Source organism: Streptomyces sp. SAI-135 (assembly GCF_029893805.1).
Classification (GTDB): Bacteria; Actinomycetota; Actinomycetes; order Streptomycetales; family Streptomycetaceae; genus Streptomyces.
The window spans coordinates 7,677,164-7,689,741 of the sequence record NZ_JARXYP010000002.1 but is presented as its reverse complement, the minus strand read 5'-3'; the positions used below and the strand labels follow the sequence as shown (position 1 = coordinate 7,689,741).

Below are 12,578 nucleotides of genomic sequence, written 5' to 3'. Positions count from 1 at the left end.
CCCCTTCGGTCCGTGCTGTTCAACTCACGGTGACGGCCGGCTCCCCCGACGCGACGCCGTCCTGCTCCATCTGTTCGGCGATCTTCATCGCCTCCTCGATGAGGGTCTCCACGATCTTCGACTCCGGGACGGTCTTGACGACCTCGCCCCTGACGAAGATCTGCCCCTTGCCGTTGCCGGAGGCGACCCCCAGGTCCGCCTCCCGCGCCTCGCCGGGACCGTTGACCACACACCCCATCACCGCGACCCGCAGGGGCACTTCCATGCCCTCCAGGCCCGCCGTGACCTCGTCGGCCAGCTTGTAGACGTCGACTTGGGCCCGTCCGCAGGACGGACACGACACGATCTCCAGGCGCCGCTGCCTGAGCCCGAGGGACTCCAGGATCTGGATGCCGACCTTGACCTCCTCGGCGGGCGGAGCGGACAGGGACACCCGGATGGTGTCGCCGATCCCCCTGGACAGGAGTGCCCCGAAGGCCACCGCCGACTTGATCGTCCCCTGGAAGGCGGGACCGGCCTCCGTGACCCCCAGGTGCAGCGGGTAGTCGCACTGCTCGGCGAGCTGCTGGTAGGCGGCCACCATCACCACGGGGTCGTTGTGCTTGACGGAGATCTTGATGTCCCGGAACCCGTGCTCCTCGAACAGCGACGCCTCCCACAGGGCCGACTCGACGAGCGCCTCCGGAGTCGCCCTGCCGTACTTCTGGAGCAGACGGCGGTCCAGCGAGCCCGCGTTGACCCCGATGCGGATCGGCGTGCCGTGGTCGCGCGCGGCCTTCGCGATCTCCTTGACCTTGTCGTCGAACTGCTTGATGTTGCCCGGGTTCACGCGGACGGCCGCACAGCCGGCCTCGATGGCCGCGAACACGTACTTGGGCTGGAAGTGGATGTCCGCGATCACCGGGATCTGCGACTTGCGCGCGATGGTCGCGAGCGCGTCCGCGTCGTCCTGCGTGGGACAGGCGACCCGCACGATCTGGCAGCCGGACGCGGTGAGCTCGGCGATCTGCTGGAGGGTGGCGCCGATGTCGGACGTACGGGTCGTCGTCATCGACTGCACCGACACCGGGGCCCCGCCCCCGACCGCCACCGGCCCGACCATGATCTGCCGCGACACGCGCCGCTCGGCGATCGGCCGGACCGGTACCTCGGGGACGCCCAAGGGAATGGCGGTCATGGCGCTACTCGCGGTTTCCGCTGACGGTCTCGCGCATGGCCCGCAGGGACTCCTTCAGCGAGCCCATGGTGGCGAGGACGGCGGTGGGCTCGTAGCCGCAGTGCGCCATGCAGTTGGCGCAGCGCGGGTCCTTGCCGCGGCCGTACTTGTCCCAGTCGGTCTCCTCGATGAGTTCGCGGTACGTCGGCACGTACCCGTCGCTCATCAGGTAGCAGGGACGCTGCCAGCCGAACAGGGAGTAGTTCGGGATCGCCCAGGCCGTGCACGGGAAGTCGACCTTGCCCTCCAGGAAGTCCAGGAAGAGCGGGGAGTGGTTGAGCCGCCACTTGCGCCGGTTGCCGCCCGCGAAGGCCTTCTTGAACAGCTCGCGGGTCTGCTCCACGCCCAGGAAGTGCTCCTGGTCGGGTGCCTTCTCGTAGGCGTAGGCGGGGGAGATCATCATCTCGTCGACCTGGAGGTCGTCGTTGAGGAAGTTGAGCACCTCGATGATGGTCTGCGGGGTGTCGGTGTTGAAGAAGGTCGAGTTGGTGGTGACCCGGAAGCCACGCCGCTTGGCCTCCTTGATCGCCTCCACGGCCTCGTCGAACACGCCCTCCTTGGCAACGGACTCGTCGTGCCGCTCGCGCAGCCCGTCGATGTGCACGGCGAAGGCGAAATAGGGCGAGGGCGTGAACTTGTCCATCTTCTTGCGCAGCAGCATGGCGTTGGTGCAGAGGAAGACGTATTTCTTCTTCGCCACCAACTGCCGCACGATCTCGTCGATCTGAGGGTGCATCAGCGGCTCACCGCCGGCGATGGACACCATCGGCGCACCGGACTCGAGGACCGCCCCGACGGCCTGCGCCACCGGCATGCGCTGCTTGAGCACCCCCGCCGGATGCTGGATCTTGCCGCAGCCCTCGCACTTGAGGTTGCACGCGAAGAGGGGCTCCAGCTCCACGATCAACGGGAACTTGTCCCGCTTGCGGAGCTTCTGTTCGGCCAAGTATGTAGCGACCTTGATGGACTGGCGCAGCGGCATGGCCATCTGGCTCACCTCCTGGGGAGCAGCAAGGAACGGTGCCATTCATAGAAAGCGGGAAGGACGGAACGAAGGACGCGGAAGGCTGATATTCCACCGCGTACCGTGCCGATCCGGACGAGTTCATGTTGTGGAGCGTCCACGACCACCCGGACGGCCGCAACGGGGCGCTCGCCCGCGCGCACGGCGCTCAGGAGCGTGGCCGCGGACTCCATGTCGACCGCGATCGCGCCGGTCGCGAGCAGCTCCGACCGCTCGGGACCGCGGACGACGTGATCGGAGCCGGTGAGGGGTCCGGTGTGCACGGTGCGTCCCGGCACGGCCCGTACCAGCTCCTTGACGAGCAGGTCGGTCTCCGCGCACGGAACGGTTCCGTCCGGATCGCGGGTCTCCTCGGCGACGACCAGGTCGCCGGGGTGCATCCCAGGGGCGAGCCCCGCGCAGAACCCGGTGGCCAGTACGGCGGCCCCGGCGAGGGCCGGGTCGGCCAGGCGCCGGGTGACGGACCGCTGCGCCGCCCTGGGGCCCATGCCGGTCCTGAGCAGGGTGACGGGCCCGCCGGCCCCGCCGCGCTCGCCGGTGCGCAGGGCGAGGTGCTCGATGCCGAGGGCGCAGGCGATCAGCAGCGGGGCGGAGGCGGGCCGCGTGCTCATCAGAGGGCCTCGGTCCGGGAGAACGGTTCTCCGTGGACGTAGCGGCCGAGCGCGGTGAGCGGGAAGACCTGCCGGTAGAGGTGGTAGTTGATGGAGAAGTCCCAGGGGAAGCCGGTGCCGGTGAAGTAGGGCTCGTCCCAGGAGCCGTCCTCGCGCTGGGTGCTCGCGAGCCAGGCGATGCCGCGCTCGACGGCCTTGGAGTCCCTCTCCCCCGCGGCCAGCAGCGCCATCAGCGCCCAGGCCGTCTGGGAGGCGGTGGAGGCGCCGCGGCCGCTCCACTCCTTGACGTACTTGTAGGAGCGCAGGTCCTCGCCCCAGCCGCCGTCGTCGTTCTGGACCTTCTCCAGCCAGGCCACCGCCCGCCGGATCGCCGGGTGCGAGGCGGGCAGTCCGGCGGCCGTCAGCGCGGGCACCACCGAGCCGGTGCCGTAGATGTAGTTGACGCCCCAGCGTCCGAACCACGAGCCGTCCGGCTCCTGTTCGGCGAGCAGCCACTCGATGCCGCGCCGGGTGCGCGGGTCGTGGGACAGGCCCTCGACGGCCAGCATCTCCACCACGTGGGCGGTGACGTCGGCGGACGGCGGGTCGATGACCTCGCCGAAGTCGCAGAACGGCAACCGGTTGGGGAACGGGCTGGTGTTGTCGACGTCGAAGGCGCCCCAGGCGCCGTTCTTCGACTGCATCCCGAGGTTCCAGCGCACCCCGCGCCCGATGGCCCTCTCCACCCGCTCGGGGTCGTGGTGCTTGACCCGGCGCAGTGCGAGGACGACCTCGGCGGTGTCGTCGATGTCGGGGTAGTTGTCGTTGTGGAACTCGAACGCCCAGCCGCCGGGCGGGAGTTGGGGGCGTTTGACGGCCCAGTCGCCAGGCCGCACGATCTCCTCGCCGAGCATCCAGTCCGCGGCCTTGACGAGCTGCGGATGATCGGCGGGCACTCCGGCGTCGAAGAGCGCGATGGTGGCGAGGCAGGTGTCCCAGACCGGCGACTGGCAGGCCTCGATCATCCGGGCCCCGTCCTCGCGCCAGATGGCGAACCGGTCAAGCGACTCCAGACCGGCCCGCATGACCGGGTGCTGGAGGTCGTAGCCGAGCAGGTGCAGGGCGATCACCGAGTACACGGCCGGGGGCTGGATGCCGCCCCAGCAACCGTCGTTCTCCTGCCGCTCGATGATCCAGCGGGCCGCGCTGTTCATGGCGGCTCTGCGCAGTCTGCGCGGGGCGACCTTGCGCAGCTGGTGCAGCGCCTTGTCGAGGCGCTGGAAGGCACCGTCCCAACTCGCCACCGGCGCGAGGGGTCTGGCCGGGTTCGGGTCGGCCGGGTCGGTGTGCAGTTCGTCGAGCGGGAAGGGTGCCGGCCGCACCGGGCGCTTCGCGGAGACGATCGTCAGCGGGACGATCGTCTGGCGGGCCCAGCAGCCGAAGTCGTAGATGTTGAGCGGGACCCACTTGGGGAAGTAGATGAGCTCGGGCGGGAGTTCGGGCAGGTCCTCCCACTTCCACCAGCCGAACAGGGCGAGCCAGATCCGGGTGAAGACGCGGGCGGCGGCGATCCCGCCCTGGGCGCGGATCCAGGCGGAGGCCTTCGCCATGTGCGGGGCGTCCGGCGCGTCGCCGTCCAGACGGAGGGCGACGTACGCCTCGACGGTGGTGGAGAGTTCACCGGGGCCGCCGTAGAAGCTGGCCCAGGTGCCGTCCTCGCGCTGCTCACCGCGGATGAACTTGGCCGCGGCCCGGGTGGTCGACTCGTCGCGGATACCGAGGAACTGACGCAGCAGCAGGTCCTCGGCGTCCATCGTGACGTTGGTCTCCAGGTCGCCCTTCCACCAGCCCTCGGCGTCCTGCCGGGCGAGCAGGTGGTCGGTGGCGCGCTGGACGGCACGCAGGGCGGCTTCTTGTATCCCGGCCGCCACGGGGGTCTCGAGGTGGATTTCGCTGGCCGCGGCAGCGCGGGGCGGCAGGGCCCCGGTGCTTCCGTCGGTCGTCGCTGTCATGGCTTCCCCTTCGTGCAGTGTGCAATGTGGTGCTCTGCTGTGGGTCCGCCGTCGGCCGGTGCCTTTCCTTTCCTCGCAGCACCGGCCGGCGACTACGCGAGGGCTATTCGACCGATAGTGATCATCTCTTTCGTACGACGACGAAGTCCGCGAGCGCCGTGAACTGCGCCCGCACCCGCTCGGGCATGTCCACGGCGTCCAGGGCTTCGATGGCGATGGTGTGCTGACGTCGGGCCTCCGCGGCCGTCCACTCGCGGCCGCCCGCCTCCTCGATGAGGGCGGCGCGGGCCGCGAACTCCTCCTCGGAGAAGTTCTCGAAGTCGCTGCTCTTGGCGTCGGCGGCGAGGATCTCGCCGAGCCGCTCGGAGGCGGCACCGCCCGCCGCGAGCGCGGCCACGACCGGCAGGGACTTCTTGCGCTGGCGCAGGTCGCTCCAGGTCTGCTTGCCGGTGGAGACCGGGTCGCCCCAGATGCCGAGGAGGTCGTCGACGGCCTGGAAGGCGAGGCCCAGGTGATAGCCGTACTTCTCCAGGGTGTCGGCGGTGCGGTCGTCCGCTCCGCCGAGCACGGCGCCGATGGAGGAGGCGCAGGCGAGCAGCGCGCCGGTCTTGTTGCCCTCCATCTCCAGGCACTCCTCGACGCTGACGCGGTCGCGGTGCTCGTAGGAGATGTCCTGGGCCTGGCCGTCGATCAGGGCGCGGGTTGCGGTGGTCAGCCGGCGGGTGGCGCGGCCGGCCTCGACGGTACCGAGTTCCAGGAGGACCTCGTTGGCCAGGGCGAACAGGGCGTCGCCGACCAGAATGGCCTGGGCGGGGCCGTGCACCTTCCACACCGTGTCGCGGTGGCGGCGCTGCTCGTCGCCGTCCATCAGGTCGTCGTGCAGCAGGGAGAAGTTGTGGACCAGTTCGACGGCGACCGCGCCGGGGACGCCGGTCTCGGGCGCGGCACCGGTGACCTCGGCCGACAGGACGGCGAGGGCGGGGCGCACGGCCTTGCCGCCGTCGCCGTCCGCCGGGTTGCCCTGGGCGTCGATCCAGCCGAAGTGATAGGCGGAAACGGTGTCCATCGGGGAGGCGAGGCGGTCGACGGCCGCCTTCAGCACCGGAGTGGCCAGGGTCCGGCCGCGCTCCAGGAGCGCGGTCACGTCCACCGCGGACCTCGCAGCGGCCGTCTCGGCCGGGGGCACAGTGGGCACAGTCTCTCCTCTTGTTGCGGTACCGGAGGTGCTGGGGCCGGATACGCCGTGCTGGTCGAGCATCACGCGGCCTCCTCGAAGTCGAAGAGACGGGCGGGGCGAGGCCGGCCCAGGGCGGCGAGGGCGGCGTCCGCCGCACTCACACCGCTGCGGACCGCACTCTCCATGGTCGCGGGCCACCCTGTGGCGGTCCACGCGCCGGCCAGGTAGAGGCCGGGGGCTTTGGTACGGGCGCCGGGCCGCAGCCGTCCGACACCGGGGGTGGGAGCGAAGGTCGCCGTGCGCTCCCGGGTCACGAAGAAGTCCTTCACCTCGGCGCCGCGGGCGAGCGGCAGCAGCCGCTCCAGCTCGGGAAGGTAGCGCTCGCGCAGTACGGCCACCGGCTCGTCGATCTCCTCGTGCGCGGCCGACTGGGACAGGGCGAGGTACTGGCCCTCGCGCAGCCCGGAGGCGTCGGTGCGGTCGAAGACCCACTGCACGGGGGTGCCGAGGGCGGCGAAGAACGGCTTGTCGAGGACCTTGCGGTCGTAGACGACATGGACGTTGAGGATCGGCGCGGTGCCGATCTCCCGAAGATTTTCGGGGGCGTCCAAAGCACCCTCCGGCAGCAGGTCAGCCGCCTCGCCCTGGGCCACGGCGAGCACCACGGCGTCGGCCCGGAGCGTCTCCCCGGGAACCTCGACGCTCCAAGTGCCGTTCTCGTCAGTGGAGATGGAGGTGACGCGTGTACGGACCTCGGTACGCACGCCCGCGGAGTCGAGCGCCTTGCGGGCCAGCCGGTCGTGCAGTTCACCCAGCGGTACGTGGGCCCAGCCGATGTCGGCGGCGCCCGGGTCGGACAGCAGACCGGTCTTGAACACCATCGCGGCGAGCCCCAGCGAGGCGTCGCCCGCGACCGCGTTGAGAGTGGCGACCCCGACCAGGTCCCACAGGGCCTCCACGGCACGCGCCGACTGACCGTGCGCGGTCAGCCAGCTGCCGAAGTCCTGTGCGTCCAGGTTCGGATCGGCGAGGTCGAGCCCCTTGAGCGCGAGCGCGGCACGCCCCACCCCGGCCCGCTCGGCGAGCGAGAGGTGCGGATAGGTCGCGAGGCTGCGTCCCAGGTGCAGGGGCACCGGCAGCGCGTCGCGCCGCAGCCTGCCGAGCCGTCGGCCCTCCGGCCGGGCCAGGTCGAGCACGGGCACGTCGAGACGATCCTGCAGCGGCGCCAGCGCCGTCCCCTCGATGCGGTCGAGGAACCAGCGGTAGGCGGTGCAGCAGCGCAGGTAGACGTGCTGTCCGTTGTCGACGGTCAGTTCGCCGCGCTGGAAGGAGAAGGCGAGCCCGCCCAGGCGTGGCCTGCCTTCGAGCAGGGTGACGCGGACCCCGGCGTCGGCGAGCGCGAGCGCGGTGGTGATGCCGGCGAGCCCTCCGCCGATCACGACGGCGTCGCGTCCGGACCGCTGCCCGTCGGTCATCGCACACCCTCCCCTGCCCGGACGCCGTGGTGCTGGAGCGGTGCACGTCCGGCCGTTGCAGTCAGGGACGCCGTCCTTGAGCGGAGGGTTGCGTGCCGTTCTTCTCCGGCCGCATCACCTTGGACCGAATTGTCCACAGGGTCCATCAGGCGCGCCTCCTGACGGTCCGCCGTGTCACATGCCGGGTGTCCAGGCCGGACAGGCCGCGCACGGCGACGTACGCCTTCTCGCGCCCGGGCAGCGAGACCCGGCCGCGCAGCACCGCCTCGGGGTCGCGCTCGATGCGGTCGAGCAGGCGGCGGTAGATGCCGGCCATGGCGGCGACACAGGCGCCGCTGCGCCGGTCGAGCATGGGGAGCAGCCGGTAGCCCTCGGCGAAAAGGGCGCGGGCCCGTCGCACTTCGAAGTGCACGAGGCCCGCGAAGTCGGCGCCCTCCGGTGGTTTCGGCCCCTTGAAGCCGGCCGAGCAGCCGAACTTCGCGAGGTCGTCGGCGGGGAGATAGACGCGCCCGCCCTCGGCGTCCTCACGGATGTCTCTGAGGATGTTGGTGAGCTGGAGCGCAAGGCCGAGCGTGTCGGCATACTCCGGCGCGCGTTCGGCGGCGCGCGCCCCTGGTTCGGTACCGAAGACGCCGAGCGAGAGCCGCCCGATGGCGCCCGCCACACAGCGGCAGTACACCTTCAGGTCGTCCCAGGTCTCGTAGGTCTCGCCGCGTACGTCCATCAGGACGCCGTCGATGAGCTCGTCCAGGCCGCCCAGCGGGATCGGGAAGGTCTCGGCGGCGTGGGCGAGGGCGACGGCCACCGGATCGGTGTCGTCCTCGTCGACCGAGCCCTCCCGCACCCGGGTCAGCATCGCCCGGGTCTCCTCGAGTCTCGCGGCCTTGACACCGTCCGCCAGGGCGCCGTCCCCGATGTCGTCGACGCGCCGTGAGAACGCGTAGAGCGCCGACATCGCACGCCGCTTGGACGTCGGCAGCAGCCTGATGCCGTACGCGAAGTTGCGCGCCTGCTGTCCGGTCACTGCCTCGCAGTAGCTGTAGGCGGCGAGTACCGGTGCGGACACGTGCGATGGTGACTCCACGGTCCGGATCACCCCTCTCCTCGCAGAGTGACGCCCACCTCGCGCAGCAGCTGGAGCTTGCCGGGCTTGGGCGGGCCGGGAAGTACGTCGTGTTCGGCGGCGGCGATCGCGCGGAGCGCCGCCCTTCCCCCCGCCACGAACCCTGCGAGCAGCAGCTTCAGTCTGCCGTGGACGCTACCCACCAGGGGGGCGCCTTCATTCAGGAGTTCGCGGGCGCGTTGCGCCTCGTATGCAACCAGAGCGCGCACCGACGCGCTCGCGGTTTTCATGGCGAGGTCCGCCTCCTGGACGTGAAAGCGCTTCATGTCCACGGCGGGCAGATAGATCCGGTCGCGGCCGAGGTCCTCGGCGACGTCCTGGAGGTGTTCGACGACCTGGAGGGCCGTGCAGATCGCGTCCGACAGGCGCACCCGCTCGGGGGTCGAGGTGCCGGTGACGGCGAGCACCAGACGGCCGACGGGGTTGGCCGACAGCTCGCAGTAGGCGAGCAGGTCGTCGTAGGTCTCGTAGCGGGTGACGAGCTGGTCCTGGCGGTTGGCGGCGATCAGGCCGAGGAAGGGCTCGGGGGTGAGGGAGCGCCGCCGGACCGTGGGCCGCAGGCGGCGCAGCAGCGGGTGGCGGGGTTCTCCGGAGAAGACGCGGTGCAGGTCGGCCTCGAAGGCGTCCAGCAGGACGAGCCGGTCCTCGGCCTCCTCGGGCGACACGCCGAGCAGCCGGGCGTCGGCGCCGCCGGGGGCCAGGTCGCCGTCGCCGATGTCGTCGACGAGGCGCGCGAAGCCGTAGACCGCCATGAGGTCGGTGCGCCAGTCCTTGGGCAGGAAGAACGGAGCCACGGGGAAGTTCTCCGCCGCGGCCTTGTCGAGCGTTCCGCGCTCCGTTGTGCCGGGGCGCGTCGTGCCGGTCTCGGTCATCGCCGCCTGCCTGCGGCGGGGACGGCACGTGCTGCGTTGAGCTGGGGAGTTTCCGTAGCCATCGCCGTCACATCTCCCGTTCTACACCGCGGACCCAATACGCACTATTTCGGACACGCCGCCCAGCCGTCCGCGCGGCGTCCCCGTGATCGGGTGTCGCGCATTATCGCCCTACTTGCCGCGATTGGGCACCGGTACAGCTTACGTTGTACAACGCGGCAAGGATCGTCGGGGTGTCCTGCACATCACAACAACACACCGATTGGCCCCAAGATTCCTAAGAGGCGCCGAAGTTGACGCTTCCTTTGCAGACGTGTGGCCCCGCCGGAACAGTTCCGGCGGGGCCCGGTGGAGCCAAGCGGTGTTTTTCGTCCGGGGCGGGGTGGACTACTTGCCCGTGAACTTCTCGTACTCCTTGATGACCTCGTCGGTCGGGCCGTCCATGCGCAGCTCGCCGCGCTCCAGCCACAGCACGCGGTTGCAGGTGTCACGGATCGACTTGTTGTTGTGACTGACGAGAAACACCGTGCCGGCCTCCTTGCGCAGTTCCCGGATGCGCTCCTCGGAGCGCTTCTGGAACTTGCGGTCTCCGGTGGCCAGGGCCTCGTCGATCATCAGGACGTCGTGGTCCTTGGCGGCGGCGATGGAGAAGCGCAGCCGCGCCGCCATGCCCGAGGAATAGGTGCGCATCGGAAGGGTGATGAAGTCGCCCTTCTCGTTGATCCCGGAGAAGTCGACGATCTCCTGGTAGCGCTCCTTGATCTGCTCCCGGGACATGCCCATGGCCAGACCGCCCAATATGACGTTGCGCTCGCCGGTGAGGTCGTTCATGAGCGCCGCGTTGACACCGAGCAGCGAGGGCTGGCCGTGGGTGTAGACGCGGCCGCTCTCCGCCGGCAGCAGACCGGCGATGGCCCGCAGGAGGGTCGACTTGCCCGAGCCGTTGGAGCCGATCAGGCCGACGGCCTCACCCTTGTAGGCGACGAAGGAGACGCCCTTGACGGCGTGCACCTTGCGCACCCCCCGCTCCTCGCCGCGCTTGAGGATGCGGCTCAGCGCGGCGGTCGCGCTGCCCTTGCCGGTCTTGGCGCCGTTGACGCGGTAGACGATGTGCAGCTCGTCCGCGATGACGGTGGGGGTGCGCTCGTCCCTGGTGTCCTCAGCCACGGCCGTACCTTTCCTCCGCCTTCCAGAAGTACACGAAGCCGCCGACCGCGAAGAGCGCGGCCCAGCCGCCCGCGGCCGCCCAGACGTGGTCGGGCAGGTTCTCGGCGCCGTAGTCGTCGAGCAGGGCGAAGCGCATGAGGTCCATGTAGATGGCCGCCGGGTTCCACTGCAGGACCGTGGCGAGCCACTGCGGCTTGTCGGCCAGCATGATCGGGATCGAGAACATCACACCGGACGCGTACATCCAGGTACGCATCACGAACGGCATGAGCTGTGCCAGGTCGGGGGTCTTGGCGCCCGCGCGGGCCATGATCAGCGCCAGGCCGGTGTTGAAGAGGAACTGCAGGATCAGCACCGGGACGATCAGCGCCCAGGACAGGTCCGGGTAGTGGCCGAAGCCGATCGCCACGGCGAACAGCACGACCATCGAGAACAGCAGCTGCTGGAGCTGCTGGAGCGCGAAGGAGATCGGCAGGGAGGCGCGCGGGAAGTGCAGCGCGCGGACCAGGCCGAGGTTGCCGGAGATGGCGCGCACGCCCGCCATCACGGAGCTCTGCGTGAAGGTGAACACGAAGACACCCGTGACCAGGAACGGGATGTACACGTCCTTCGGCATGCCCCGGCTGGCGTTCAGGATGACACCGAAGATGAAGAAGTACACGGCCGCGTTCAGCAGCGGGGTCGCCACCTGCCACAGCTGGCCGAGCTTGGCCTGGCTGTACTGGGCGGTCAGCTTCGCCCGCGAGAACGCGAGGATGAAGTGGCGCCGGTCCCAGAGCTGGCGGACGTACTCGGCGAGCGAGGGCCTGGCACCGCTCACGGTCAGGCCGTAGCGGCCGGCGAGCTGCGCCGCCGTGAGGCCCTCGTCGGGCGACGCGGGCGCGCTCAGCGCGACCGTGCCGTCGTGCGTTGTCTCACTCACTGATGGATAGCTTTCCTCTTCGGATGCTTCGGGATGCCCGGGGCCGTCCGGAATGCGCGGCCTGGTCGGGCAGGGCACGAGCGTGGGCCGGGGTGCGGCCGCCACTCGCAGCAACGAGCTTGTCAGATGACCGGGGGCCGGCCCAGTCGGGTCAGGCGCCAGACGGTACGCCACTTCATCGGCCGGCGCGGACCGCAGGGCGTGCTCCAGCCCTCCCGGAAGCCGCCGAACCAGGCCTTGAGCGCGGGCCGCGAGGGGCGGCGCACGAGCGTCAGCAGCATCCAGACACCCAGGTAGACCGGGACGAGGAGCGCGGGCAGGTTGCGGCGGGCCAGCCAGACGCGGTTGCGCGCGACCATGCGGTGGTAGACCGCGTGCCGCGAGGGCGCGGTCGTCGGGTGGTACAGCACCATGTCGGACCGGTAGTCGATCATCCAGCCCGCGTCGAGGGCCCGCCATGCCAGATCGGTTTCCTCGTGGGCGTAGAAGAACTCGTCCGGGAGGCCGCCGACCTCGGCGAAGACCTGGGTGCGTACGGCGTTGGCGCCGCCGAGGAAGGTGGTGACCCGGGACGAGCGCATCGGGTCGGCGGCCCGCAGCCGCGGGACGTGCCGGCGCTGGGTGACGCCGGTGTCGGGGTCGGCGATGCGGAAGCTGACGATGCCGAGCCTGGGGTCGTCCGCGAAGGCCTGGCGGCACAGTTCGGCGGTGTCGTGGTTCGGCAGGAGACCGTCGTCGTCCAGGAAGAGCAATATGTCGACATCGCGACCGCTGGGGCCGAAGGCCTCGATGCCGACGTTGCGGCCGCCGGGGATGCCGAGGTTCTCGGGCAGCTCGATGGTGCGGACGCCGTCGGGGACGTCCGGGACGGGCGAGCCGTTGCCGACGACCACCACCTGGACCGGGTCGCCGTCCTGCTTGGCGACCGAGTCGAGCAGGGCACGCAGCTCCTCGGGGCGGTTGCCCATGGTGATGATGACCGCGCCGACCTTCATGCCGC

General features: G+C 70.4%; 12 protein-coding genes. All 12 read right to left on the bottom strand.

What is annotated here, in order from left to right; all coding sequences use genetic code 11:
* Nucleotides 1-19 precede the first annotated feature (19 nt).
* The 12 genes from ispG to M2163_RS39070 all read right to left on the bottom strand — a co-directional run bounded on the left by ispG (nucleotide 20) and on the right by M2163_RS39070 (nucleotide 12,573).
* On the bottom strand, nucleotides 20-1,177 hold the full coding sequence (ispG, locus tag M2163_RS39125; protein ID WP_280896355.1) for a flavodoxin-dependent (E)-4-hydroxy-3-methylbut-2-enyl-diphosphate synthase: 1,158 nt from the start codon (nucleotides 1,175-1,177) through the stop codon (nucleotides 20-22).
* A 4-nt stretch (nucleotides 1,178-1,181) separates the two neighbouring features.
* Nucleotides 1,182-2,204 carry an adenosyl-hopene transferase HpnH gene (gene hpnH / locus M2163_RS39120; protein ID WP_280848174.1) on the bottom strand — a complete coding sequence of 341 codons (1,023 nt, stop codon included), beginning with the start codon at nucleotides 2,202-2,204 and terminating at the stop codon, nucleotides 1,182-1,184.
* A 5-nt stretch (nucleotides 2,205-2,209) separates the two neighbouring features.
* Entirely contained in the window at nucleotides 2,210-2,851 is a 642-nt protein-coding gene (locus M2163_RS39115; RefSeq protein WP_280848175.1) for a 1-hydroxy-2-methyl-2-butenyl 4-diphosphate reductase, read from the bottom strand.
* A complete protein-coding gene (gene shc, locus M2163_RS39110) occupies nucleotides 2,851-4,842 on the bottom strand; it encodes a squalene--hopene cyclase (protein WP_280848176.1) in 1,992 nt (663 codons plus the stop codon). Before shc ends, M2163_RS39115 begins: the two co-directional genes overlap by 1 nt.
* A gap of 121 nt (nucleotides 4,843-4,963) precedes the next feature.
* Nucleotides 4,964-6,028, bottom strand: coding sequence for a polyprenyl synthetase family protein (locus tag M2163_RS39105; RefSeq protein ID WP_280854034.1), 1,065 nt, complete (start codon nucleotides 6,026-6,028; stop codon nucleotides 4,964-4,966).
* 71 nt (nucleotides 6,029-6,099) lie between these two features.
* A complete protein-coding gene (gene hpnE / locus M2163_RS39100; RefSeq protein WP_280848177.1) occupies nucleotides 6,100-7,494 on the bottom strand; it encodes a hydroxysqualene dehydroxylase HpnE in 1,395 nt (464 codons plus the stop codon).
* Complete coding sequence (locus tag M2163_RS39095) at nucleotides 7,491-7,640, bottom strand: DUF6380 family protein (RefSeq protein ID WP_280848178.1); 150 nt, start codon at nucleotides 7,638-7,640, stop codon at nucleotides 7,491-7,493. The genes hpnE and M2163_RS39095 overlap by 4 nt, the downstream gene beginning before the upstream one ends.
* Nucleotides 7,640-8,590: a presqualene diphosphate synthase HpnD gene (gene hpnD / locus M2163_RS39090; protein ID WP_280848179.1), complete on the bottom strand. Its 951-nt coding sequence runs from the start codon at nucleotides 8,588-8,590 to the stop codon at nucleotides 7,640-7,642. The genes M2163_RS39095 and hpnD overlap by 1 nt, the downstream gene beginning before the upstream one ends.
* Nucleotides 8,587-9,489, bottom strand: a complete 903-nt coding sequence (gene hpnC, locus M2163_RS39085) for a squalene synthase HpnC (RefSeq protein WP_280896354.1) — start codon at nucleotides 9,487-9,489, stop codon at nucleotides 8,587-8,589. Before hpnC ends, hpnD begins: the two co-directional genes overlap by 4 nt.
* Nucleotides 9,490-9,876: 387 nt before the next feature.
* A complete protein-coding gene (locus tag M2163_RS39080; protein ID WP_280896353.1) occupies nucleotides 9,877-10,656 on the bottom strand; it encodes an ABC transporter ATP-binding protein in 780 nt (259 codons plus the stop codon).
* On the bottom strand, nucleotides 10,649-11,578 hold the full coding sequence (locus M2163_RS39075; RefSeq protein ID WP_280848183.1) for an ABC transporter permease: 930 nt from the start codon (nucleotides 11,576-11,578) through the stop codon (nucleotides 10,649-10,651). Before M2163_RS39075 ends, M2163_RS39080 begins: the two co-directional genes overlap by 8 nt.
* Nucleotides 11,579-11,700: 122 nt before the next feature.
* Nucleotides 11,701-12,573 (bottom strand): glycosyltransferase, encoded by an 873-nt coding sequence (locus M2163_RS39070; RefSeq protein ID WP_280848184.1) that lies wholly within the window; start codon nucleotides 12,571-12,573, stop codon nucleotides 11,701-11,703.
* Nucleotides 12,574-12,578: the final 5 nt, after the last annotated feature.

Coding starts and splice junctions, on each gene's coding strand:
- ispG (WP_280896355.1), bottom strand. CDS start 1,177: ATGACCGCCATTCCCTTGGGCGTCCCCGAGGTACCGGTCCGGCCGATC.
- hpnH (WP_280848174.1), bottom strand. CDS start 2,204: ATGGCCATGCCGCTGCGCCAGTCCATCAAGGTCGCTACATACTTGGCC.
- M2163_RS39115 (WP_280848175.1), bottom strand. CDS start 2,851: ATGAGCACGCGGCCCGCCTCCGCCCCGCTGCTGATCGCCTGCGCCCTC.
- shc (WP_280848176.1), bottom strand. CDS start 4,842: ATGACAGCGACGACCGACGGAAGCACCGGGGCCCTGCCGCCCCGCGCT.
- hpnE (WP_280848177.1), bottom strand. CDS start 7,494: ATGACCGACGGGCAGCGGTCCGGACGCGACGCCGTCGTGATCGGCGGA.
- M2163_RS39095 (WP_280848178.1), bottom strand. CDS start 7,640: ATGGACCCTGTGGACAATTCGGTCCAAGGTGATGCGGCCGGAGAAGAA.
- hpnC (WP_280896354.1), bottom strand. CDS start 9,489: ATGACCGAGACCGGCACGACGCGCCCCGGCACAACGGAGCGCGGAACG.
- M2163_RS39070 (WP_280848184.1), bottom strand. CDS start 12,573: ATGAAGGTCGGCGCGGTCATCATCACCATGGGCAACCGCCCCGAGGAG.